Origin of the sequence: Streptomyces sp. NPDC046831 (assembly GCF_040645305.1) — a bacterium.
Classification (GTDB): Bacteria; Actinomycetota; Actinomycetes; order Streptomycetales; family Streptomycetaceae; genus Streptomyces.
Window position 1 is genome coordinate 186,044 of the sequence record NZ_JBEYXZ010000004.1, and the last position, 23,552, is coordinate 209,595.

The following is a 23,552-nucleotide window of genomic DNA, read 5'->3' on the forward strand; positions in this document are numbered from 1 at the left end:
CACCCCGCACGGACGCCGGCCTCCCGTGCGAGCGCGAGCCGCTCGCACGGCCCGAAGGCCGGTCACGCCCCGCGAGCCCGCCCGGCGGAAGTCCGTCCCCGCGCGCCGGACAACACCGGCGCGTGAACTCCTCGCGCATCCACGGGTGAACCTCTCGCGCACCGGCAGGTGCCGCGGAGCCGCCGCCGCACCCGTCGGGTACGGAAATCCTCCCGGACCACGGCCCCGCCGCGGCCCCGTCGGCCTCACCCGCCGTCCCGGCACCCCTCCCAGGGGTCCCGGGCACCGGCGTTCTCCTGTCCTGAAGCGTCCTTGACCCGGTCCAGGACCGACACGAGCCTGGCAACCATTCGTCACTGTGGCGGACCACCGTTAGGGGGGTTCATGAGACACAGAGCGAGATCGATCCTCGCTGTCGGCACGCTCCTGCTCGGCGGAGCGAGCCTTGCACCCGTCGCCCAGGCGCAGAGCGGAAGTCCCGGCCGGCCGGACCCGGACCAGGTCAAGGTCTTCCGCGCCGATGTGACCGCACGGCAGTTACCCCTGCTGCTGAAGGCCGGTCAGGACGGCCACGAACTCGGCGAGCAGGTGACCGGCACGGGCCGCACCACCGTCGAGGTCCAGCTCACCGACTCCCAGGCCGAAAGCCTCGCACGGCAGGGCGTCCACCTGACCGAGCGGGCGTTGTCGGCCACCGCCGCGCGACGGGTGGAGGACGCCTCCCAGGGCGTCTTCCGCCCCTACAGCGGCAAGGGCGGGCTGAAGGAGGAGATCCTCGCGGCCGCCCGGTCCCATCCAGGCCTGGCCAAGGTCGTCTCCATCGGCAGGACCGTGCGCGGCCAGGACATCCTCGCGCTCAAACTGACCAGGAACGCGAGGGCGTCCCGGGACGGCTCCAAGCCCGCCGTGCTGTACATGTCCAACCAGCACGCCCGCGAGTGGATCACCCCGGAGATGACCCGGCGGCTGATGCACCACTACCTGGACAACTACCGCACCGACCGGCGAATCAGACGGATCGTCGACTCGACCGAGCTGTGGTTCGTCCTCTCGGCCAACCCCGACGGCTACGACTACACCTTCAAGGACGCCGGCACCCGCCTGTGGCGCAAGAACCTGCGCGACGTCAACGGCGACGGCGTCATCTCCACCGGCGACGGCGTCGACCTCAACCGCAACTTCGCCTACAAGTGGGGCTACGACGACGAGGGCTCGTCCCCCAACCCCACCAGCCAGACCTACCGCGGCGCGGCCCCGAACTCCGAACCGGAGACCCGGGCGCTGGACCGGTTCGAGAAGCGCATCGGCTTCCGGTACGGCATCAACTACCACTCGGCCGCGGAACTCCTCCTCTACGGTGTCGGCTGGCAGGTGGCGACCCCGACCCCGGACGACGTCCTGTACCGGGCGCTCGCCGGCACCCCGGACAGGCCGGCGATCCCGGGCTACCGTTCGCAGGTCTCCTCGGAGCTGTACACCACCAACGGCGAGGCGGACGGCCACGCGGCGAACGTCAACGGCATGGGGATGTTCACCCCGGAGATGTCGACCTGTCAGACCGCCTCCGACGCCGACCCGGACGACGAGTGGAGAGCGGCCGACTGCCGCTCGGTCTTCACCTTCCCCGACGACGAGAAGCTGATCGAGCAGGAATTCGAGAGGAACGTCCCGTTCGCGCTCTCCGTCGCCGAGACGGCCTCCCACCCCGACCGGCCCTCGTCCACGGTCGGCCTGTCCGCCCCGGACTTCACCCCCGCGGCCTTCCCCGTGTCGTACGCCCGCGGCGCCGGCCAGCAGGTCTCGGCCGTCGTCCGCAAGTCCGTGCGCGACAAGACGCTCAGCTACCGCGTCAACGGCGGACGCACGCACACGGCGGCGCTGAGGCCGTGGCGGGGCGGCGAGACCTACGGCGGCGAGGACAACCTGTACTTCGACGAGTACCGTGCCACGGTCCGCGGCGCTGCCCCGGGCGACAGGGTCGAGGTGTGGTTCACCGGCCGGTCCCCCGGCGGCGGGAAGGTGTCCAGCGCGCACTTCACCTACGGCGTGGCCCGGCTGCCGGCGGCGGACACCCTCGTGGTCGCCGAGGAGGGCGCGGCCGCGAAGCAGGCGCGGACGTACGTGGACGCGCTGCGCGCGAACGGCCGCCGGGCCCTCGTGTGGGACGTCGCCACCCAGGGCGCACCCGACGCGCTCGGCGTGCTGAAGCACTTCCGCACGGTCGTCCACTACTCCGGCGCGACCGGCCCGGGACAGGCCACCCAGCTCCAGCTGCGCGCCCACCTCAACGAGGGCGGGCGTCTGGTCGAGGCCGGCGAGCGGGCCGGCGGCAGCGTCGATCTCGGCGGCGGCGCGCTCTCGGACGACTTCAGCCAGTACTACCTCGGCGCGTACGCGCGCACCTCGACCTCCGGCGCGGCGGGTTTCACCGGCTCCGGGAAGCTCGCCGGGTTCTCCGGCGCGCTCGCCGGCGCGCCCGGCAACCCGCTGGACGAGGCGGGCACGTACGCGGTCACCTCCGAGGAGCTGCCGGTGGCGACCCACCCGCAGTTCGCCAGCGCCGGCGCCGGTCAGTTCACCGGCACCTTCGATCCCTACGGGCCGTACACGGGCACCGCCATGGCCGCCGCGGTCCACACGGACGACGCCTACAAGCGCCTCACCCGGACGCTCGACCTGACCGGGGTGGGCGCGGCCGACCGGCCCACGCTGCGCACCCGGCTGCTGTGGGACACCGAACCGGGCTACGACCACGCCGTCGTCGAGATCCACACCGCCGGGGCCGACGACTGGACGACGCTCCCGGACGCGGGCGGCAGGAGCGGTACGGCCGTGCCCGCGGAGTGCGGGGGCGGGTTCCTCGTCGGCGAGCATCCGTGGCTCGCCCACTACCTGACGCTGACCGACGGCGGCTGCACGGCGACGGGGACCAGCGGCTCCTGGCACAGCTTCACCGGATCGTCGGACGGCTGGCAGCAGGTGGAGTTCGACCTGAGCGCGTACGCCGGCCGGACGGTCGAGGTGTCCCTCGCCTATGTCACCGACCCGGGCACCGGCGGGCGCGGCGTCCTCGCCGACGACGTCGCGCTCGTGACCGGCGGCGCGGTCCGCGAGACCGAGGGGTTCGAGACGTCCCTCGGCCCGTGGAAGGTGCCCGGTCCGCCCGCGGGCAGCCCCGCCGTCCTCAAGGACTGGGCCCGCACCGGAACGCTCTTCCGCACCTACGGGGCGGTCACCACGGGCCGGTCCGTCCTGCTCGGTTTCGGCCTGGAGCACGTGCCCTCGGCGGCGGACCGGGCGGCGCTGACGAGGAGGGCGCTCGGGGCACTCGGCAGGTGAGCGGAGCGGTCCCGGGGGCACCCGACGGGTGCGTCCCCGGCCGCGCCCGGTGGCACTCGACAAGTGAGCCGAAGGGCTCACGAAAGAGTGACCAATGCGGTCAACACGCAACGACATAACCTAGCCGAACGGAGTGATCCGGTCATCGCTCCCGTGGTGGTCCGTACCCCTACCGACGGGTACGGACCACCGGGCCGGGTAGGCGGCGTCTCAATGTCACCCCGGGGGTCCCGGAGAGGTAGGGTCGGGGTTGGTCGGGGACATCCCATACAGCTCGCCGGCGTCGAAACCGGCGTACCAACGAGGAGATCGGTTCGTGACGATCCGCGTAGGCATCAACGGCTTTGGCCGCATCGGTCGTAACTACTTCCGCGCGCTGCTGGAGCAGGGTGCAGACATCGAGATCGTGGCTGTCAACGACCTGGGTGACACCGCGACCACCGCTCACCTGCTGAAGTACGACACCATCCTGGGCCGCCTCAAGCAGGAGGTCTCCCACACCGCCGACACGATCACCGTCGACGGCAGGACCATCAAGGTCCTCTCCGAGCGCAACCCCGCCGACATCCCGTGGGGCGAGCTGGGCGTCGACATCGTCATCGAGTCCACCGGCATCTTCACCAAGAAGGAAGACGCCGAGAAGCACCTCGCCGGCGGCGCCAAGAAGGTCATCATCTCGGCCCCCGCCAAGAACGAGGACGTCACCATCGTGATGGGCGTCAACCAGGACACGTACGACCCGGCGAACCACCACGTCATCTCCAACGCCTCCTGCACCACGAACTGCGTGGCGCCGATGGCGAAGGTCCTCGACGAGAACTTCGGCATCGTCAAGGGCCTGATGACGACGGTGCACGCCTACACGAACGACCAGCGCATCCTGGACTTCCCGCACAAGGACCTGCGCCGCGCCCGTGCCGCCGCCGAGAACATCATCCCGACCACCACCGGTGCCGCCAAGGCCACCGCGCTGGTGCTCCCGCAGCTCAAGGGCAAGCTGGACGGCATGGCCATGCGCGTCCCGGTCCCGACCGGCTCGGTCACCGACCTCGTCATCGAGCTCAGCCGCGAGGTCACCAAGGAAGAGGTCAACGCCGCCTTCCAGAAGGCCGCGGAGGGCGAGCTGAAGGGCATCCTCGAGTACACCGAGGACCCGATCGTCTCCTCCGACATCGTCAACGCCCCGGCGTCCTGCACCTTCGACTCCTCCCTGACCATGGTCCAGGAGGGCAAGAACGTGAAGGTCATCGGCTGGTACGACAACGAGTGGGGCTACTCCAACCGCCTCGTCGACCTGACGGTGTTCGTCGGCAACCAGCTCTGATCGCCGTAGCAGGCACCGCCATGTGAGAGCAGGGCTCGGGCAGCGCGAACTTGCTGTCCGGGCCCTGACTCGCGTATGGATCGACCAGCCCTCCACCCGATCAAGAGCCCCGACCAGGAGTCCTCCCAGATGAAGACGATCGACGAACTTCTCTCCGAAGGCGTTGACGGCAAGCGGGTGTTCGTCCGCGCCGACCTCAACGTCCCGCTGGCCGACGGCGTCATCACCGACGACGGCCGTATCCGCGCCGTGCTGCCCACCGTCAAGGCCCTCGCCGAGGCGGGTGCCAAGGTGGTCGTGGCCTCCCACCTGGGCCGGCCCAAGGGCGCCCCGGACCCCGCCTTCTCGCTGCGCCCCGCCGCCGAGCGGCTCGGTGAACTCCTCGGCACGCCGGTGGCCTTCGCCGAGGACACCGTCGGCCCCGCCGCGCGCGACACCGTCGACGGCCTCCAGCCCGGCCGGGTCGCGGTCCTGGAGAACCTGCGCTTCAACGCCGGCGAGACGTCCAAGGACGACGCCGAGCGCGGCGAGTTCGCGGACCGGCTGGCCGCCCTCGCCGACGTGTACGTCGGCGACGGCTTCGGCGCGGTGCACCGCAAGCACGCCTCCGTCTACGACCTGCCGGCCCGGCTGCCGCACTACGCCGGGTACCTCATCGCCACCGAGGTCGGCGTCCTGAAGCAGCTCACCGAGGACGTCAAGCGGCCCTACGTCGTCGCGCTGGGCGGCGCCAAGGTCTCCGACAAGCTCGCCGTCATCGACCGGCTGCTCGGCAAGGCCGACCGCCTCCTCATCGGCGGCGGCATGGCCTACACCTTCCTCAAGGCCAAGGGCTACGAGGTCGGCATCTCCCTGCTCCAGGAGGACCAGGTCCCGGTCGTCGCCGAGTACCTGGAGCGCGCCGAGAAGAACGGCGTCGAGCTGCTGCTGCCGGTCGACGTCGTGGCCTCCACCGAGTTCCCTGACCTGAAGACCAAGGCCCCCACCCAGCACACCGTGGTCGACGCGGACAGCATCCCGGCCGACCACGAGGGCCTCGACATCGGCCCGAGGACGCGCGAGCTGTACGCGTCCAGGCTCGCCGACGCCGCCACCGTCTTCTGGAACGGCCCGATGGGCGTCTTCGAGCACCCCGACTACGCCGAGGGCACCAAGGCCGTCGCGCAGGCCCTCGTCGACTCGAACGGCTTCACCGTCGTCGGTGGCGGCGACTCCGCCGCGGCCGTCCGTACGCTGGGCTTCGACGAGTCGGCATTCGGCCACATCTCGACCGGAGGCGGCGCCTCCCTCGAATACCTCGAGGGCAAGACGCTCCCCGGCCTCGCCGCACTGGAGGACTGAACCTTAATGAGCACGCGCACGCCGCTGATGGCGGGCAACTGGAAGATGAACCTCAACCACCTCGAGGCCATCGCCCACGTCCAGAAGCTCGCCTTCGCCCTGGCCGACAAGGACTACGAGGCCGTCGAGGTCGCCGTCCTGCCGCCCTTCACCGACCTGCGCTCCGTGCAGACCCTGGTCGACGGCGACAAGCTGCGGATCAAGTACGGCGCCCAGGACGTCTCGCAGCACGACTCCGGTGCCTACACCGGCGAGATCTCCGGCGCCATGCTGGCCAAGCTGAAGTGCACCTACGTGGTCGTCGGCCACTCCGAGCGCCGCCAGTACCACCACGAGACCGACGAGCTCGTGAACGCTAAGGTCAAGGCCGCCTACAAGCACGGCCTGACCCCGATCCTGTGCGTCGGCGAGGAGCTGGAGGTCCGCGAGGCGGGCCGGCACGTCTCCCACACCCTCGGCCAGGTCGAGGGCGGCCTGAAGGACCTCCCGGCCGAGCAGGCCGAGTCGGTCGTGATCGCCTACGAGCCCGTCTGGGCGATCGGCACCGGCAAGGTCTGCGGCGCCGAGGACGCGCAGGAGGTCTGCGCCGCCATCCGCGGCAAGGTCGCCGAGCTGTACTCGCAGGACGTCGCCGACAAGGTCCGCATCCAGTACGGCGGGTCCGTGAAGTCGGGCAACGTCGCCGAGATCATGGCGCAGGCCGACATCGACGGCGCCCTGGTCGGCGGTGCCTCGCTGGACGCGGAGGAGTTCGTCAAGATCGTCCGCTTCCACGAGCAGTGAGCCCCTCGGTGAGTAGGCCGTAGCGGCGATCCGTCGTACTCTTGCGGGGCATGGCAGGCTTCCGTCCGCCATGCCCCGTCGTCCATCCGAATCCGAGGAAGTTGGTCCAGCCGTGGTTTTGGGGTTCTCGATCGCCCTGATCGTCTTCAGCCTGCTGCTGATGCTGCTGGTGCTGATGCACAAGGGGAAGGGCGGCGGCCTCTCCGACATGTTCGGTGGCGGCATGCAGTCGTCCGTCGGCGGCTCCTCGGTCGCCGAGCGCAACCTCGACCGGATCACCGTGGTCATCGGTCTGCTGTGGCTCGCCTGCATCATCGTGCTCGGCCTCCTGATGAAGGCGAACAACTGACGCCGGCGAGAACCGCGTATTCCGCTGATAAGGCCCCATGCTCGGTCCGCGCTCTCGAGCGCGGCCTATCATGGGGCTTGCGTCTGGATGTGGGGGCCGGTAACTCCAATCACTGGACGCGCGTTGGGCCTTACGTAGACTGAGGCGCTCGCAGCGAAGCGGAACGCCGACTCGCTTCGCGGCACCATCACGCAGGGAGTTACGACCGTGGCAAGTGGCAACGCGATCCGAGGAAGCCGGGTCGGGGCGGGGCCGATGGGCGAGGCCGAGCGCGGCGAGTCCGCGCCGCGTCTGCGCATCTCCTTCTGGTGCTCCAACGGGCACGAGACGCAGCCCAGCTTCGCGAGCGACGCGCAGGTACCCGAGACGTGGGACTGCCCGCGCTGCGGCTTCCCGGCCGGGCAGGACCGGGACAACCCGCCGGACCCGCCGCGCACCGAGCCGTACAAGACGCACCTCGCGTATGTGCGGGAGCGGCGCAGCGACGCGGACGGCGAGGCGATCCTCGCCGAGGCGCTCGCCAAGCTGCGGGGCGAGATCTAGACCTCTCCCCAGCCTCGGCCCCGCCGCGCCGAACTGACGCGGACGAACCCGCGCGGGTCCCGCGGTACCGAGGTCCGACCCGCCGACCGGCCGACCCGCCGACGCCCGTGGGGCGTGCGGCCCGGCACGTCCGGCACCTGGGCCGGCGGCCGCTCCGCCATCCGTTGTCAGTGGCGCCCCCTACGGTGTGCGCATCGGGCATCGTGAGGGGGAAGGCCGTGACGGGGGACGGAAGGACGCTCACCGGTGCGCCCGCGTGGCGCGGCGGTTTCGGGCGGCTGTGGAGTGCCGCCGTACTGTCCAGCTTCGGTGACGCGCTGCGCGCTGCCGCGCTGCCGCTCCTCGCCGTCTCGGTGACGGACGAGCCGCTGCTCATCGCGTCGGTCACGGCCTGCGGTCATCTGCCCTGGATCCTCTTCGGCCTGCTCGGCGGCGCCGTCGCCGACCGGGTGGACCAGCGGCGCGCCATGTGGACGGTCGACGTGGCGCGGGGCCTGCTGGTGGGCGGCTTCGCCGTGGCCGTCGCCCTGGGGCACGCCTCGATCGGTCTGCTCGTCGCGCTGGCCTTCGCCCTGACCACCCTGCAGACGCTCTTCGACAACGCCGCCACGGCACTGCTGCCCGCACTGGTGGACGGCGAGGACGGCGAGAAACTCAGCAGCGCCAACGCCCGCCTGATGACCGGTCAGCGCGTCGCCGGCGGACTGCTGGGCGGCCCGGCCGTGCCGCTGCTCCTCGCCGCCGGTGCCGCCGCCCCCTTCGCGGCGGACGCCCTGACGTTCCTGGTGGCCGCCGTCCTCGTGGCCTCCCTGCGCACGTCCGCCCCGCAGCGGAGTCCGGCGCCGGCGGGCAGCACCCTGCGCCGGGAGATCGCCGACGGCCTGCGCGCCCTGGGACGCGACCGGGCCCTGCGCGCCCTGTGCGCGGCGACGGCCCTGTGCAACGTCGGCATGGGCGCCCTCATCGCCACACTGGTCGTGCTGGTGACGGGATGGCTGGACGCGGGCACCGGGGGATACGCGGCGGCGACGACCGCGTACACGGTCGGCAGCCTGGCCGGGGGAGCGGTCAACCGCCGGATCACGGACCGGCTGGGCCGGGTGGGGGCCGTCCTGCTGGCCGGAGCGGTGCAGATCGCCGCCCTGGCCGTCATGGGCACGGTGCGCAGCCTCGCCGCGCTCGTGGCCGCGCTGGCCGTGTTCGGGTTCATGGGCATGCTCTGGAACGTCAACACGACCACGCTCATGCAGCAGCGCAGCCCCGCCGGCATGCTGGGCCGGGTCAGCGCCGCCTTCCGCACCCTCGCGGTCGCCGGAGCCCCCCTCGGCGCCCTGCTCGGCGGTGCCGTCGCGACGGCGTGGGGCCCGAACACCCCGGCGCTGCTCACCGCCGCCTTCTTCGTCCTGTCCCTCACCGCGTTGATACCCGTGCGCACGCCGGACGCAGCGGTGGTTGCGCCGGACGACGAGGTGACGACCGCTCACGCCGACCGCTGACCCACTACGTCGGGGGCGGCAGCGGGGCAGGTGCGCGGCAGGCACGGGCAGGAGAGAAGTGAGGTCCGACCTGCACGCAGACGGCGGTACCAGGCTCGACCGGAGGCCCGAGCCGACCGCGCTGGCCAAGCACCGCGGGGGCAACCACCCGACCACGACGATCCTGGCGCGGGCGCTGACGCCCTCCGTGCTCGGGCGGCTCGTCGCCCTCTACGAGCACGAGGTGTTCGTCCAGGGCGCGGTGTGGGACATCGACTCCTTCGACCAGTGAGGCGTGGAACTCGGCAAGGTCCTCGCCCGGCGCGTCGAGCCCGCCCTGACCGAGGGCGCCGAGGTCGAGGGGCTGGACGCCTCCACGAGGCGCTGGTGACCAGGTACCGGGAGCTGCGCGGCCGGCGGTGACCGGCCCGGTGCGTGCGGCACGCGGGACGCGGCGGCCCAGGGCCGTCGCCGTCCCGCCGCACCCCGTGGTCAGGCCACCGCGCTGAGGGTGTCCGCGAGCCTGCGGCGGGCCGCGCGGGCGGCGGGCAGGGCGGCGAGGACCGCGGCCCCGAGCACGGCGGCCGCCCCGAACAGCAGCAGGAGCAGCGGGGACGGGCCATGGGCGATGCCGGCGCCGATGCCGGAGGAGCGGCCCTGGGCGTCGATCAGCCAGTGGGCCAGCGGCAGCCCCAGCGCCGTACCGACGACGACCGCGGCCAGGGCGGTGCAGCTCGTGGCGGTGACGGTGATGCCGGTGATCTGGCGCGGGGACAGCCCGACCGCCTTGAGCGCCAGCAGGTCCCGCTCGCCCTCGCGGACGGTGCCGCCGATCGCGGTCAGCAACTCCAGCAGCCCGATCAGCGCCAGCACGCAGACCAGTCCGGCGACGACCGCCTGCAACGAGGACAGCCCGTCGGCCGGGTTGGTCACGGCGTGCACGTCCACATGGCCGTGGCCGGCCGCGGACACGGCGCCGGCCACCCGCTCCGGGTCGGCGCCCGGCCGCAGACGGAGCTGGTACAGGGTCGGTGACAGCCGCGGGTCGTTCTCGCGGAGCGTGTCCAGCGAGGTGGAGATGACCCGGCCGGCGTTCTCCGGCTCGATGCTGCGGCCCACGATGTGCAGGATCTGCGGCTGGTCGCCGACGGTCATCCGCACCCAGTCACCGACGCGCACGTCCAGCAGGTCCAGCAGCCCCTGCCCGGCCACCGCCTCGTCCGGGCCGCGGGCCGGGCGGCCCTCGGCGACGGTGTAGGGGTAGGGGTCCCGGCGCGTGCCGAGGCCGCGCAGGGCGATGGTGGCCGTCTGGCCCGGGACCAGGGCGGCCACCTCGACGCCCGGATGGACGGCGGCCACCCGCGGCTCGCGCTCCAGCAGGGCCCGCAGCTGCCGGTCGCCGAGCCCGCTGTCGGCGTGCACGGTGAGCGCCGCCGGCAGACCCACCTGGTCCGGCCGGGTGTGGAAACGGTCGATGGTGGTCCACGCGCTCATCGCCACGACGATCAGCAGCAGGGGCAGAGCCAGCCGCCCGACGGTGGCGAGCGTGCGCGGGCGGCGGGTGAACGCCTTGTGCCCGCCCAGGACCAGCGCGGGCGGCAGCCGCAGCCCGAGGGCCCGCCGCGCCACGCCGGTCAGCCGCCCGCCGGGCGGCGCCGACGGACGCGGCACGGGAACCGGGGGCACCCGCCCCGCCCGCCAGGCGGCGAGCCCGGTGACCGCGCCGATGAACAGCACCGTGCCGGCCGGCACCGCGACCAGTGCCACGGCGTGCCCGGGCAGTCCCTGCCACACGCCGACCGCGTCGCCGAGCCGGCCGGGGAGGCGGGTGCCGAGCCCCTGGGTGGCCGCCGCCGCGGCGACGGCGCCCAGCAGGGCGTACACGACGTGCTGGAGCAGGAAGATCCGCACCACCTGGCCCGGTGTGAAGCCGATCGCCTTCAGCACCGAGATGTCCCGCAGATGACCGCGGATGCGCGTTCCGATCGCGCCGTGCACGGCGAACCCGGCGGCGGCCAGCGCGCCCAGGCCGAACAGGCCCAGCACCTGGCCGAGCAGCCGGTCCCCGCCCTGTGCCTCGGCCCGCGCCTGCTGCCAGGTGGAGACCTCTCCGACCGCGCCCGCGCCGAGCACGGTCACCGCGCGCTGGACGGCGTAGTCGGTGTCGTCCGGGTCGGTCAGGCGCAGCCCCGTCACCCGGCCGTCCGGGTCGCGCACCGCCGACGGCAGCGCCCACACCAGCCCGGGCTGCTCACCGGGCCGGTAGCGGGGCTCGGCGCTGTCGGCGACGCCCACCACGGTGAGCCTGCGGGAGGTGCCCGGCAGGGTGAGCGTGTCCCCGGGCTCGGCCAGCAGGGCCCGCGCGAGGCGGGTCTCCAGGACGACCCCGTCGGGCTGCCCGGGCTCCAGCCAGTGGCCGGAGACCAGCAGCGGGCGGCCCACGCCGGGCCGCCGCCCCGGCAGTCCGCGCAGCTCGACCGCGGCCCGGGTGCCGCGGGCGGAGACGGTCGCGGACTCGGTGGGGTACGGGCCGGCGACGGAGGCGACGCCGTCCAGCGCGGTGAGCCGGCCGGTGTCGGCGGAGGGAGCGGTGTGCAGCCACACGTGGGCACCGCGGGACTGGGTGAACACGCGCTGCCAGGGGTTGGTCGCGTACCCGAAGAGTGCCGTGGCCAGCAGCAGCGAGGCGACGATGCCGGCGGTGGCCAGCACGAGGAACAGCGCCTCCCCGCGGTGGGCGCGCAGATCGGAGTGCGCCCAGCGCAACATGGCTCGCACGCCCTCAGCCCCTCGGCCCGGGCACGCGCGTCAGGTGGTGGTCGTACACCGCACTCAGTCCTTCAGCTCCAGTACGCCCGAGATGCCGGCCCTGCGCGACGGCGTGCCGTCCAGCTCCGCGTCGTCCACGATCCGGCCGTCGAAGAAGCTGATCACCCGGTCCGCGGCGCTCGCCAGCCGGGCGTCGTGGGTGACCAGGACGATCGTCTGGCCGCGCTGGTGGAAGCGGGTCAGCAGCCGCATCACCTCGCGGGTGCCCCTGCTGTCGAGGCTGCCGGCGGGCTCGTCGGCCAGCAGCAGCGGCGGGTGGTTGACCAGCGCCCGGGCCAGGGCGACCCGCTGCTGCTCACCGCCGGACAGCTCGCCCGGCATGCTGCGCTCCTTGCCCGTCAGGCCCAGCTCGGCGAGCAGTTCCTCACGCTCGGCACGGGCCCGGCGGGGCGAGCGGCCGGCGAGCAGCGCGGGCAGCTCCACGTTGTCGGCGACCGACAGGTTGGAGACCAGGTTGAAGAACTGGAAGACGATGCCGATGCCGTTCCGGCGCTCCTCCGCCCAGCGCGCCTCCGAGTAGGAGTCCGTGCACCGGCCGTCCAGCCGGATGCTGCCCGCGTCCGGGCGCTGCAGACCGCCGAGCAGGTGCAGCAGCGTCGACTTGCCGGCGCCGGACGGACCCGTGACCGCCACGAACTCGCCCCGCCGCACGGCGAGGTCGACCCCGCGCACGGCATGCGCGGGCGCACCCTCGCCGTGGTGGGTCTTCACCAGGCCCTCGGCCAGCAGCAGCACAGGGGGGCTGTCGCTCACTCCAGCTCCTCCAGTTCCTCCTGGCACCGCTCCAGCCAGTCGAGATCGGCCTGCAGGTGCAGCATCGCGCCCTCGATGAGCAGATGGGCGATTCGGTTGTCCCGGCTCTCGGCCGCGGCCAGCTTCGACAGGTCGCGCATGGTGTTGAGGTACTGGCGCCGCTGCTTGTTGATGAGGGCGATCTGGTCGGCGAGGCCGGTCTGCGGGGCGAGGGCCAGCTTCATGAAGAACTCGTCCCGCACCCGCGGCTCGTCCGCCGTCTCCTCGTACCAGGCGCGCAGCGCCTCCCGCCCGGCGTCGGTGAGGTGGTAGATCCTCTTGTTGGGCCGGCTCGACTGCTCGACCTCCTCGCCCTCGATCAGTCCCGTCTTCTCGAGGCGGCCGAGGGTGACGTAGATCTGGCCGACGTTGGGCTGAGGGTACGCGGCACCCAGCAGTTGCTCAAGGTCCTGCTTCAGCTCGTAGCCGTGGGCCGGGCCGCGCGCGAGGAGAGCCAGCAGGGGCAGGCGCACTCGTGCTCTCCTCTTCGCATCCTGGGTAATGTGCCGCGGGCCCTAGTATCGCTCATACCTAACAGGTATACATGGCCTCTGACCCGGGCGAGGGTGCCCGGTGCCGGTGTACAGGGAGGAACCTATGCGGTGGATACGCGCCGCCGGTAGGGGCCTCCTCGTCCTCGTCGTCGTCCTCACCGGATACGCCGCCTCCGGAGCGCGCGCCGACCAGGGCGACGCGGGCGGCCGCGGCCCGCTCACCCTGGCCACGGCAGGCGACCTCACCGGCTACCTCGCCCCCCTGCTGGAGGGCTGGAACCGCACCCACCCCGGCGAGCGGGTCACCCTCGTCGAGCTGCCCGACTCCGCCGACGAGACCCACGCGCAGATGACCACGGACCTGCGGGACGGCGACGGCGGCCGGTTCGACGTCCTCAACATCGACGTCAACTGGACACCGGAGTTCGCGGCGGCCGGCTGGATCCGCCCGCTGCCGCGCGACCGCTTCCCGCTGGAGGCCTTCCTGCCGCCGGTCGTGGACACGGCCACCTACGACGGGCGGCTGTACGCCGTTCCGTACGTCACGAACGCGGGGCTGCTGCTGTACCGCAAGGACGTCCTCGCCGCGGAGGGCGTCCCCCCGCCCCGCACCTGGGCGGAGCTGGAGCGCGACGCGAGGACGATCGCGCCCCGGCACGGACTCGGCGGCTACGCGGGCCAGTTCCTGCCCTACGAGGGCCTGACCGTCAACGCGGCCGAGGCCGTGTACTCGGCGGGCGGCAGCATCCTCGGCGACGAGGGCGCCCGGGTGACCGTCGACTCCGCCGCGGCGCGCGAGGGCATCGGCTTCCTCGCGCGCGGGGTGCGCGAGGGCTGGATCCCGAAGGAGGCGCTCACGTACAAGGAGGAGGAGTCCAAGCAGGCCTTCCAGGACGGCCGGCTGCTCTTCCTGCGCAACTGGCCGTACGCCTACGCCGTGGCCTCCGCCGCGGGGTCGAAGGTCGCCGGCCGGATCGGCGCCGTCCCGCTGCCGGGGCCCGGCGGACCGGGCACGAGCGTCCTCGGCGGATCGAACCTCGCCGTGACCACGCACGCGCGGCACCCCGAGTCCGCCGCGCGCCTGATCGCCTACCTGACCGGCGAGCGCGTCCAGCGCCAGGTGCTGACCCGCGGCGCCCTGCCGCCGGTGCGCGCCGCGCTGTACGAGGACCCGGAACTGGTGCGGCGGTTCCCCTACCTGCCGACCCTGCGCGCCGCCGTGCTCACGGCCGCCCCCCGTCCCAAGAGCCCGCACTACGACCAGGTGAGCCTGGTGGTGCAGGCGGTCGTCCACGACGCGCTGACCGGGCGTCAGACGCCCGAGGCGGCCGTGCGGCGGCTGGCCCGGGAGCTGGCCGCCATCTCACGCCGCGGCTGAGCCGCTCGGCCTTCTCCTGGTTACCCGTTAGGTAACGCCAACGTCTCAACTGCGCGCGAAGTAAGTCTATATGTCCCCTTTCGTGGCGATCGGTGAGTCGATACGTCCGGGCCGATTCGTTGACACCCGCGCGACGCTCCTACATAACATGCATGCATAACAGCGCGCCCCGGTCGGGGCCGCCCGGCACGCACAGACAGGTCAACGGGGTGAGTCCCAAGCAGATGCCCACCCACCGCTGGTGGCGCGACGCGGTGATCTACCAGGTGTACGTCCGCAGCTTCCTGGACAGCACCGGCGACGGCATCGGCGACCTGGCCGGCGTCAGGGCCGGCCTGCCGTACCTGAAGAAGCTCGGCGTCGACGGGATCTGGCTGAGCCCCTTCTACCCCTCGCCGCAGCACGACCACGGCTACGACGTGGCCGACTACTGCGACGTCGACCCCACCTTCGGCGACCTCGCCGAGTTCGACCTGCTGGTGGCCACCGCCCGCCGGCTCGGCATCAGGGTGCTGCTGGACATCGTCCCCAACCACTGCTCCAGCGCGCACCCCTGGTTCCGCGAGGCGCTCGCGTCCCCGCCGGGCAGCGCGGCCCGCGCCCGGTTCCACTTCGCCGACGGGCGCGGCCCGGACGGCAGCGAGCCGCCCAACAACTGGCACGCCATGTTCGGCGGACCGGCCTGGACCCGGATCACCGAGGCGGACGGCCGCCCCGGCCAGTGGTACCTGCACATGTTCACGCCCGAGCAGCCGGACTGGAACTGGCGCACCCCCGAGGTCGCCGCCGAGTTCGACCGGGTGCTGCGGTTCTGGCTCGACCGCGGTGCCGACGGCTTCCGCATCGATGTCGCGGCCGGCCTCTTCAAGCACCCCGGCCTGCCCGACTCCCCGGACCCCGAGGCCGACGCCCGCACCCGTGACTCGGTCAACCCGCTCGCCTGGAACCAGCCCGAGGTGCACGACGTGTGGCGGCACTGGCGGGCGGTGTGCGAGGAGTACACGGCACGCGACGGCCGCGAACGCCTGCTGGTCGGCGAGGTGTCGGTGCCGACCGCCCGCGAGCACGCGCGGTACGTCCGCCCCGACGAACTCCACCAGGCCTTCTTCTTCGACCTGCTCAGCGCGCCCTGGGACGCCGACGCCTTCCGCAAGGTGATCTCCGAGGCCATGCAGGACATCGCCGGCACCGGGTCGACGGTCACCTGGGTCCTCAACAACCACGACCAGGTCCGCACCGTCACCCGCTACGGGGAGCCCACCCCCGCGGGCAGCGGTCTGGGCGCCGCCCGGGCCCGCGCCGCCGCGCTGCTGATGCTGGCGCTGCCCGGGGCCGCGTACATCTACCAGGGCGAGGAACTGGGGCTGCCGGAGGTCGTCGACCTGCCCGACGACGTCCTCACCGACCCCATCTTCCGCCGCACGGGCAGCCGCGCCCGGATCCGCGACGGCTGCCGCGTGCCCCTGCCGTGGTCCGGGCAGGCCTCGCCGTTCGGCTTCACCTCCGGCGCCGAGGGCGCCAAACCGTGGCTGCCCCAGCCGGAGTGGTTCGCCGAGCACGCCACCGACCGGGCCCTCGCCGACACCCGCTCCTTCTGGCACCTGTACCGCGACGGCCTCCACCTGCGCGCCTCACTGCCGCAACTGGGCGAGGGCACGCTGCGCTGGCTGGACACCCCGCCGGGCGTCCTCGGCTTCGTCCGCGGCGACGGCCTCGTCTGCGCCGTCAACTTCGGTACGGCACCCACCCCCGCGCCGGTCCCCGGCACCCCGCTGCTCGCCAGCGGCCCCTGTCCGCCCGGCGTGCTCGCCGGCTCCACGGCCGCGTGGTGGATCGCGGACGACAGCACCTCCTGATCACCCGTCATTTCCCCACCCTCGAAGGGACATCAACGATGATGCGACGACGTACCACCCTGCTCACCGGCTGCACCGCCCTCGCCCTCGCGCTCGGCGCCACCGCCTGCGGCGGCGGCCCCGTCACCGCGGGCGGCGGCGACAAGGAGCTCAGCGGCCAGACGGTCACCGTGGCCGGTGTCTGGTCGGGCACCGAGCAGAAGAACTTCCAGAAGGTGCTGGACGCGTTCACCGAGAAGACCGGCGCGAAGACGCAGTTCGTGTCCACCGGCGACAACGTCTCCACCGTCGTCGGCAGCAAGATCGAGGGCGGCAACGCGCCCGACGTCGTCATGGTCCCGCAGGTCGGCGTGTTGCAGCAGTTCGCGAAGAAGGGCTGGCTCACGCCGCTGTCCGCCACCACCCGGCAGTCCGTCGACGCGGGCTTCGCCCCCGTTTGGAAGAACTACGGCAGCGTCGACGGCACCCTGTACGGCCTGTACTTCAAGGCCGCCCACAAGTCGACCGTCTGGTACAGCCCCGACGCGCTCACCCAGGCCGGCGTCACCCCGCCGAAGACCTACGCCGAGATGCTGAAGGCCGGGCACACGGTCTCCGACTCCGGGCTCGCCGCGTTCGCGGTCGCCGGCCAGGACGGCTGGACCCTCACCGACTGGTTCGAGAACGTCTACCTCTCCCAGGCCGGCCCCGAGAAGTACGACGCCCTCGCCGCCCACAAGCTGAAGTGGACCGACGCGAGCGTGGTCAAGGCGCTCGGCACGCTCGGCCAGCTGTTCAAGGACAAGCAGCTGATCGCGGGCGGGCAGAACACGGCCCTCAACACCGACTTCCCCGGCTCGGTGGAGAAGGTGTTCGGGCCCAAGCCCGAGGCTGGCATGGTCTACGAGGGCGACTTCGTCGCGGGCGTCGCCAAGGACCAGTTCGGCAGGACCGTCGGCAAGGACGCGAACTTCTTCCCCTTCCCGGCCGTCGACGGCGGCACGGCACCCGTGGTCAGCGGCGGCGACGCGGCCGTCGTGCTGAAGGACGGCAAGCACGCCGAGGCCGGCATGAAGCTGCTGGAGTACCTGGCGACCCCGGAGGCCGCGGCCGTGTGGGCGAAGGCGGGCGGCTTCCTGTCCCCGAACAAGAAGCTCGACCTCGCCTCCTACGGCGACGACGTCACCCGCGCCACCGCCAAGTCCCTGGTCGACGCCGGCGACTCGGTCCGCTTCGACATGTCCGACCAGGCACCGGCGGCGTTCGGCGGCACCAAGGGCACCGGCGAGTGGAAGCTGCTGCAGGACTTCCTGCGCGACCCCTCGGACCCGAAGGCGACCGCGGCGAAGCTGGAGGCCGCCGCGGCCAAGGCCTACCAGGGCTGAGCCGCGATGACCGCCATCACTCCCGTGAAGGAGAAGGGGACGAGCCCCCCGCCCTCCGCCGGGCCCGCCCCCCGCCCGCCGCGCCCGCGGCGGCGGGGGCGGGTCGCCGCCGTGCTGTTCGTCCTCCCCGCGCTGTTGCTGCTCGGCGCGCTCGTCGTCTACCCGGTGCTGTTCTCCGTGGGGCGGAGCTTCTTCGACGCCTCCGGCACCCGGTTCGTCGGCGGCGGCAACTACGCCGAGATGTTCCGCGACCCGGCGACGCTCAAGGCCATCCGCAACACCACGATCTGGGTGGTCGTGGCCCCGGCGCTGCTGACCGGCCTCGGCCTGATCCTCGCCGTCCTGGTGGAGAAGGTCCGCTGGGCGACTGCGTTCAAGCTGCTGCTGTTCATGCCGATGGCGGTGTCCTTCCTCGCCGCCGGCATCATCTTCCGGCTCGCCTACGACGAGGACCCCGACAAGGGTGTCCTCAACGCCGCCGTGACCTCGGTGCACGACGCCTTCACCTCCACCTCGTCGTACCCGACGGCACGGGCCCGCACCGGGCTCGGGCTGAACCGCGGCGGCGACGGCTCCTACGCGACCGGCGCGAGCGTCTCGCCGGGCGACGCGGTGACGCTGCCCATGGTCGGCGTGCTGCCCGGGGACCTGCCCCGCGACGCCTCACCCGCGTCCGGGGCGGCCGGGCGCAAGGCCGCCCCGGACGAGATCCGCGGAGTCGTGTACCTCGACTTCACCCCCGGCGGGGGCGGCAGGCAGGGCGCCGTCGACCGGTCGGAGAGCGGTCTGCCCGGCATGCAGGTGCAGGCGGTGCGCGGTGGACGGACGGTCGCGAGCACCACGACCGCGGCCGACGGCTCCTTCCACTTCTCCGGGCTCGGCGCCGGCGCGTACGCGGTGAAGCTGCCGGCGGCCAACTTCGCGGCTCCCTACCAGGGCGTCTCCTGGCTCGGGCCGACCCTCGTCACTCCGGCGATCATCGGCGCCTACCTGTGGATCTGGACCGGCTTCGCGATGGTGCTGATCGGCGCGGGCCTGTCCACGCTGCCGCGGGACGCGCTGGAGGCGGCCCGGATGGACGGGGCGAACGAGTGGCAGATCTTCCGCCGTATCACGGTCCCGCTGCTCGCCCCGGTGCTGACCGTCGTCTTCGTCACCCTGGTGATCAACGTGATGAAGGTCTTCGACCTCGTCTACATCATCGCGCCCGGGCCGGTGCAGGAGGACGCGACCGTACTGGCCACCCAGATGTGGCTGGTGTCCTTCGGCGGCGGCAACAACCAGGGCCTCGGCAGCGCGCTCGGTGTGCTCCTGCTCCTGCTGGTCGTGCCCGCCATGGTCTTCAACGTCCGCCGTTTCCGAAGGAGTCAGCGATGAACGCGGTCAGGCGGGGCCTGGGCAACGGGCTCGTCCAGGCCTTCCTGGTGCTGGTCGGGCTGGTCTGGCTGACCCCGCTGGCGGGACTGTTCCTGTCCTCGCTCAGGTCCGCCGAGGACACCGCGAAGGGCGGCTGGTGGACGGCCCTGGCCAGTCCCGGGCAGCTGTCCTTCGACAACTACGCGGCCCTGCTGAAGAACGCCGGCATCACCCAGGCGTTCTGGAACACGGTGCTGATCTCGGTGCCCACCACGGCGCTCGTCGTCGTGATCGCCGCGCTCGCCGGATACGCCTTCGCGTGGCTGGACTTCCCCGGCCGGGAACCGCTGTTCCTGCTGGTGGTGGCCCTGCTGGTGGTGCCCGTACAGATCGGGCTGCTGCCGGTCGCCAAACTCTTCGGCCAGCTGGGCCTGTTCGGCACCATCCCGGGCGTCGTCCTCTTCCACGTGGCCTACGGGCTGCCGTTCGCGGTGTTCCTGCTGCGCAACTACTTCGCCGAGATGCCGAAGGAGATGCTGGAGGCCGCGCGGATGGACGGCGGCAGCGAGTGGCGCATCTTCACCCGGCTGGTGCTGCCCGTCGGACGGCCCGCGATCGCGAGCCTCGCCATCTTCCAGTTCCTGTGGGTGTGGAACGACATGCTGGTGGCGCTGCTGTTCGCGGACAGCTCCGCACAGCCGCTGACCGTCCAGCTCCAGTCGCAGATCCGGCAGTTCGGCAGCAACATCGACGTGCTGGCGCCGGGGGCGTTCCTGTCGCTCGTCGTGCCGGTCGTGGTGTTCTTCGCGTTCCAGCGGCACTTCGTGCAGGGCGTGATGGCCGGATCCGTGAAGTGACGTCACAAGCAGCGGGGGCGGCGCGGGCCTTCACGGCCCGCGCCGCCCCCGCGTGAACCCGTCCACGCCTTCGCGCGTGGACGGGTTCCGGCGTTCACGCGGACGCCGGCGGATACAGCGACCTCGGCAGCTGCGAGGCCGCCGCCGTGTCCAGCAGCCACAGGGTGCGGGCCAGGCCACGGGCGCCCGCCGCGGGCGCCTGGATCTCGCCCGCGCCCGACAGCGCCATCGCCACCGCGTTCGCCTTGTCCTCGCCCGCCGCCAGCAGCCACACCTCACGGGCCGCGCGGATCGCGGGCAGCGTGAGGGAGATCCGGGTCGGCGGCGGCTTGGGGGAGCCGTGCACGCCCACCACGGTGCGCTCCGTCTCCCGCACCGCGGGGTGCTCCGGGAACAGCGACGCCACGTGCGCGTCCGGGCCCACGCCCAGCATGAGCACGTCGAACGCCGGGACGCCGCCGTGGTTGCCGGGGCCGGCCGCCCGGGCCAGCTCCTCGGCGTAGCCCTCCGCCGCCGCCTCGACGTCCGAGCCGAACGGGCCGTCCGACGCGGGCATGGCGTGCACGCGCTCGGGATCCAGCGGAACGGAGTCCAGCAGCGCCTCGCGGGCCTGGGTGACGTTGCGCTCGGGATCGCCGTCCGGCAGGAAGCGCTCGTCGCCCCACCACAGGTCCAGGCGGCTCCAGTCGACGGCGTCGCGTGCGGGTGCCGCGGCCAGCGCGGCCAGCACGCCGTTGCCGTTGCGCCCACCGGTGAGGACCACCGACGCCGACCCCTTCGAGGTCTGCGCGTCGACGATCCTCGTGATCAGCCGGGCCGCCGCGGCCTGGGCCATCAGGTCCTTGTCGCGGTGGACGACCAGTTGCGGAGTGCTCACTTCGCCGCCGCCCTCCGCGTCGCCACCTTCTTGACGCTCCGGGCGGCCGACCGCTGGGCCGGGCCCTTGGCGACGTCCTCCTCGGGCTCCGGCACCGCCACCGGCTCGCCGGACGCCGGCACGGACGCCGACGACCCCTCCAGCCGGTGCACCCCGAACCGCAGCGCCGAGGCGTACGTGTCGTCCGGGTCCAGACGCCGCAGCTCCTCCGCGATCAGCTCGGCGGTGTCCCGCCGCTTCAGCGCCACCGCGCGATCCGGCTGCCCCTGGATGGCCAGCGTCGCCAGCCGCCCGTCGGCGCGGTCCAGGGTGATCGGGCCGCACGTGGTGTCCATGCGGACCCCGGTCAGGCCCGGCCCCGAGGACAGCGTCCGCTTCACCGGCACCCCCAGCCGGTCCGCGAGCCACATCGCGAGCAGCTCACAGCTCGGGTTGAACTCCTCGCCCTGCACCTCGACGGCCTCGACCTCGCAGTCCACCTGGTCGAGGGCCGCCGCGAGCATCGAGCGCCAGGGCGTGATGCGGGTCCACGACAGGTCCGTGTCGCCCGGCGTGTAGGACTCGGCCCGCGCCGCCAGGTCCCGCACCGGCTCCTCGGAGGCGTAGGTGTCGGTGACCCGGCGCTGCGCCAGCGCGCCCAGCGGGTCCTTCGCCGGGTCGAGCGGGGCGTTCACCGGCCACCAGACGACGACCGGCGCGTCCGGCAGCAGCAGCGGCAGGACCACCGACTGGGCGTGGTCGACGACCTCGCCGTGCAGCCGCAGCACGACCGTCTCGCCCGTGCCCGCGTCCGCGCCGACCCGCACCTCGGCGTCCAGGCGCGAGGACGTGCGGTCGCGGGGCGTGCGCGAAACGCGCCGGATGACCACCAGCGTGCGCGAGGGGTGCTCCCGCGAGGCGTCGTTGGCGGCCTTCAGGGCGTCGTACGCGTTCTCCTCGTCGGTGACGATGACCAGCGTCAGCACCATGCCGACGGCCGGTGTGCCGATGGCCCGGCGGCCCTCGACGAGCGCTTTGTTGATCTTGCTGGACGTGGTGTCGGTCAGGTCTATCTTCATGGCCGGCGCCAGCTCCGTCCGTCTCGTGCGAGCATCTCGTCCGCCTCGGCCGGCCCCCACGTGCCCGACGGGTACTGCGCGGGCCTGCCGTGCTGGTCCCAGTACTCCTCGATCGGGTCGAGGATCTCCCAGGACAGCTCGACCTCCTCGGTGCGCGGGAAGAGGTTGGAATCGCCGAGCAGGACGTCGAGGATCAGCCGCTCGTACGCCTCCGGGCTGGACTCCGTGAAGGACTCGCCGTAGGCGAAGTCCATCGACACGTCCCGGATCTCCATCGACGTGCCGGGCACCTTGGAGCCGAAGCGGACGGTGACGCCCTCGTCCGGCTGGACGCGGATGACGACCGCGTTCTGGCCGAGCTCCTCGGTGGCGGTGGTGTCGAAGGGGGAGTGCGGCGCCCGCTGGAAGACCACGGCGATCTCCGTCACACGGCGGCCGAGCCGCTTGCCGGTGCGCAGGTAGAAGGGCACGCCCGCCCAGCGGCGGTTGTCGATGCCCAGCTTGACCGCCGCGTAGGTGTCGGTCTTCGACGCCTTGTCGATGCCCTCTTCCTCGAGGTAGCCGATGACCTTCTCGCCGCCCTGCCAGCCGGCCGCGTACTGCCCGCGCACGGTGGAGGCGCCGAGGTCCTTCGGCAGCCGCACGGCACCCAGCACCTTGGTCTTCTCCGCGGCCAGCGCGTCGGCGTCGAAGGAGGCAGGCTCCTCCATCGCGGTCAGCGCCATCAGCTGCAGCAGGTGGTTCTGGATGACGTCGCGGGCGGCGCCGATGCCGTCGTAGTAGCCGGCGCGGCCGCCGATGCCGATGTCCTCGGCCATCGTGATCTGCACGTGGTCCACGAAGGACCGGTTCCAGATCGGCTCGAACATCTGGTTGGCGAAGCGCAGCGCCAGGATGTTCTGGACGGTCTCCTTGCCCAGGTAGTGGTCGATGCGGAAGACCTGGTCCGGGGCGAAGACCTCGTGCACGATCGCGTTGAGCTCCTCGGCCGACTTCAGGTCGTGGCCGAAGGGCTTCTCGATGACCGCGCGCCGCCAGGACCCGCCCGTCTGGTCGGCCAGCCCGTGCTTCTTCAGCTGCTGGATGACCACGGGGAAGGACTTCGGCGGCACCGACAGGTAGAAGGCGAAGTTGCCGCCCGTGCCCTGTGCCTTGTCGAGCTCCTCGATGGTGCCGCGCAGGCGTTCGAACGCCTCGTCGTCGTCGAAGGTGCCCTGCACGAAGCGCATCCCCTGGATGAGCTGCTGCCAGACCTCCTCACGAAAGGGCGTGCGCGCGTGCGCCTTGACGGCGTCGTGCACGACCTGGGCGAAGTCCTCGTGCTCCCAGTCGCGGCGGGCGAAGCCGACGAGGGAGAAGCCCGGCGGCAGCAGACCCCGGTTGGCGAGGTCGTAGACGGCGGGCATGAGCTTCTTGCGGGACAGGTCGCCCGTGACGCCGAAGATGACCAGGCCCGACGGCCCCGCGATGCGCGGGAGCCGTCGGTCGGCGGGGTCACGGAGCGGGTTCGCTCCGGTACCGGAAGGCCGGGACAAGG

At 72.5% G+C, this 23,552-nt stretch carries 18 protein-coding genes and 1 pseudogene; 13 read left to right on the forward strand and 6 right to left on the reverse strand.

Translation table 11 applies throughout. The features are described from left to right. The first annotated feature begins 384 nt into the window (after nt 1-384). The 8 genes and pseudogenes from ABZ920_RS05830 to ABZ920_RS05865 all read left to right on the forward strand — a co-directional run bounded on the left by ABZ920_RS05830 (nt 385) and on the right by ABZ920_RS05865 (nt 9,577). On the forward strand, nt 385-3,339 hold the full coding sequence (locus ABZ920_RS05830) for a M14 family zinc carboxypeptidase (RefSeq protein WP_361499189.1): 2,955 nt from the start codon (nt 385-387) through the stop codon (nt 3,337-3,339). 316 nt (nt 3,340-3,655) lie between these two features. After that, entirely contained in the window at nt 3,656-4,663 is a 1,008-nt protein-coding gene (gene gap / locus ABZ920_RS05835; protein WP_361499191.1) for a type I glyceraldehyde-3-phosphate dehydrogenase, read from the forward strand. A gap of 129 nt (nt 4,664-4,792) precedes the next feature. Beyond that, nucleotides 4,793-6,004 carry a phosphoglycerate kinase gene (locus tag ABZ920_RS05840; RefSeq protein WP_361499422.1) on the forward strand — a complete coding sequence of 404 codons (1,212 nt, stop codon included), beginning with the start codon at nt 4,793-4,795 and terminating at the stop codon, nt 6,002-6,004. A 6-nt stretch (nt 6,005-6,010) separates the two neighbouring features. After that, on the forward strand, nt 6,011-6,787 hold the full coding sequence (gene tpiA, locus ABZ920_RS05845; protein WP_361499193.1) for a triose-phosphate isomerase: 777 nt from the start codon (nt 6,011-6,013) through the stop codon (nt 6,785-6,787). A gap of 112 nt (nt 6,788-6,899) precedes the next feature. Continuing rightward, nucleotides 6,900-7,136: a preprotein translocase subunit SecG gene (gene secG, locus ABZ920_RS05850; RefSeq protein WP_361499195.1), complete on the forward strand. Its 237-nt coding sequence runs from the start codon at nt 6,900-6,902 to the stop codon at nt 7,134-7,136. Nucleotides 7,137-7,343: 207 nt separating this feature from the next. After that, nucleotides 7,344-7,679 carry an RNA polymerase-binding protein RbpA gene (locus ABZ920_RS05855; protein WP_003976875.1) on the forward strand — a complete coding sequence of 112 codons (336 nt, stop codon included), beginning with the start codon at nt 7,344-7,346 and terminating at the stop codon, nt 7,677-7,679. A 218-nt stretch (nt 7,680-7,897) separates the two neighbouring features. Beyond that, entirely contained in the window at nt 7,898-9,175 is a 1,278-nt protein-coding gene (locus ABZ920_RS05860; RefSeq protein ID WP_361499197.1) for an MFS transporter, read from the forward strand. 58 nt (nt 9,176-9,233) lie between these two features. Next, nucleotides 9,234-9,577: pseudogene (locus ABZ920_RS05865) on the forward strand (hypothetical protein). A 69-nt stretch (nt 9,578-9,646) separates the two neighbouring features. On the opposite strand, the gene ABZ920_RS05870 reads toward ABZ920_RS05865, so the two are convergent. From ABZ920_RS05870 to ABZ920_RS05880, 3 genes are read right to left on the reverse strand one after another with little or no spacing between them, the layout of a single operon-like run. Then, entirely contained in the window at nt 9,647-11,932 is a 2,286-nt protein-coding gene (locus ABZ920_RS05870) for an FtsX-like permease family protein (protein WP_361499199.1), read from the reverse strand. Between the two features lie 54 nt (nt 11,933-11,986). After that, nucleotides 11,987-12,736, reverse strand: coding sequence for an ABC transporter ATP-binding protein (locus ABZ920_RS05875; protein ID WP_361499200.1), 750 nt, complete (start codon nt 12,734-12,736; stop codon nt 11,987-11,989). After that, complete coding sequence (locus tag ABZ920_RS05880) at nt 12,733-13,248, reverse strand: PadR family transcriptional regulator (RefSeq protein ID WP_361499202.1); 516 nt, start codon at nt 13,246-13,248, stop codon at nt 12,733-12,735. The genes ABZ920_RS05875 and ABZ920_RS05880 overlap by 4 nt, the downstream gene beginning before the upstream one ends. 124 nt (nt 13,249-13,372) lie before the next feature. Here ABZ920_RS05880 and ABZ920_RS05885 point away from each other — a divergent pair, with 124 nt between their 5' ends. The 5 genes from ABZ920_RS05885 to ABZ920_RS05905 all read left to right on the forward strand — a co-directional run bounded on the left by ABZ920_RS05885 (nt 13,373) and on the right by ABZ920_RS05905 (nt 20,080). Then, nucleotides 13,373-14,647 (forward strand): ABC transporter substrate-binding protein, encoded by a 1,275-nt coding sequence (locus ABZ920_RS05885; RefSeq protein WP_361499204.1) that lies wholly within the window; start codon nt 13,373-13,375, stop codon nt 14,645-14,647. A 224-nt stretch (nt 14,648-14,871) separates the two neighbouring features. Further along, entirely contained in the window at nt 14,872-16,503 is a 1,632-nt protein-coding gene (locus tag ABZ920_RS05890) for an alpha-amylase family glycosyl hydrolase (protein ID WP_361499424.1), read from the forward strand. 38 nt (nt 16,504-16,541) lie between these two features. Next, nucleotides 16,542-17,867: an ABC transporter substrate-binding protein gene (locus ABZ920_RS05895; protein ID WP_361499206.1), complete on the forward strand. Its 1,326-nt coding sequence runs from the start codon at nt 16,542-16,544 to the stop codon at nt 17,865-17,867. 6 nt (nt 17,868-17,873) lie between these two features. Next, nucleotides 17,874-19,244 (forward strand): ABC transporter permease subunit, encoded by a 1,371-nt coding sequence (locus ABZ920_RS05900; RefSeq protein ID WP_361499208.1) that lies wholly within the window; start codon nt 17,874-17,876, stop codon nt 19,242-19,244. Beyond that, on the forward strand, nt 19,241-20,080 hold the full coding sequence (locus ABZ920_RS05905; protein ID WP_361499210.1) for a carbohydrate ABC transporter permease: 840 nt from the start codon (nt 19,241-19,243) through the stop codon (nt 20,078-20,080). The genes ABZ920_RS05900 and ABZ920_RS05905 overlap by 4 nt, the downstream gene beginning before the upstream one ends. A gap of 94 nt (nt 20,081-20,174) precedes the next feature. Here ABZ920_RS05905 and pgl read toward each other — a convergent pair whose 3' ends face one another. Genes pgl through zwf form a run of 3 tightly spaced genes read right to left on the reverse strand, consistent with a single transcriptional unit; the run spans nt 20,175 to nt 23,550 of the window. After that, the gene (gene pgl / locus ABZ920_RS05910) at nt 20,175-20,957 is read right to left on the reverse strand and encodes a 6-phosphogluconolactonase (RefSeq protein WP_361499212.1); all 783 of its coding nucleotides are present in this window, start codon (nt 20,955-20,957) and stop codon (nt 20,175-20,177) included. Continuing rightward, complete coding sequence (opcA, locus tag ABZ920_RS05915) at nt 20,954-22,015, reverse strand: glucose-6-phosphate dehydrogenase assembly protein OpcA (RefSeq protein ID WP_361499214.1); 1,062 nt, start codon at nt 22,013-22,015, stop codon at nt 20,954-20,956. Before opcA ends, pgl begins: the two co-directional genes overlap by 4 nt. Continuing rightward, nucleotides 22,012-23,550, reverse strand: coding sequence for a glucose-6-phosphate dehydrogenase (gene zwf / locus ABZ920_RS05920; protein ID WP_361499216.1), 1,539 nt, complete (start codon nt 23,548-23,550; stop codon nt 22,012-22,014). The genes opcA and zwf overlap by 4 nt, the downstream gene beginning before the upstream one ends. Nucleotides 23,551-23,552: the final 2 nt, after the last annotated feature.

Bases quoted from the DNA above. Each gene is read 5' to 3' on its own strand.
- ABZ920_RS05830 (WP_361499189.1), top strand. From the start codon at position 385: ATGAGACACAGAGCGAGATCGATCCTCGCTGTCGGCACGCTCCTGCTC.
- ABZ920_RS05840 (WP_361499422.1), top strand. From the start codon at position 4,793: ATGAAGACGATCGACGAACTTCTCTCCGAAGGCGTTGACGGCAAGCGG.
- tpiA (WP_361499193.1), top strand. From the start codon at position 6,011: ATGAGCACGCGCACGCCGCTGATGGCGGGCAACTGGAAGATGAACCTC.
- ABZ920_RS05885 (WP_361499204.1), top strand. From the start codon at position 13,373: ATGCGGTGGATACGCGCCGCCGGTAGGGGCCTCCTCGTCCTCGTCGTC.
- ABZ920_RS05890 (WP_361499424.1), top strand. From the start codon at position 14,872: ATGCCCACCCACCGCTGGTGGCGCGACGCGGTGATCTACCAGGTGTAC.
- ABZ920_RS05895 (WP_361499206.1), top strand. From the start codon at position 16,542: ATGATGCGACGACGTACCACCCTGCTCACCGGCTGCACCGCCCTCGCC.
- ABZ920_RS05900 (WP_361499208.1), top strand. From the start codon at position 17,874: ATGACCGCCATCACTCCCGTGAAGGAGAAGGGGACGAGCCCCCCGCCC.
- ABZ920_RS05905 (WP_361499210.1), top strand. From the start codon at position 19,241: ATGAACGCGGTCAGGCGGGGCCTGGGCAACGGGCTCGTCCAGGCCTTC.
- opcA (WP_361499214.1), bottom strand. From the start codon at position 22,015: ATGAAGATAGACCTGACCGACACCACGTCCAGCAAGATCAACAAAGCG.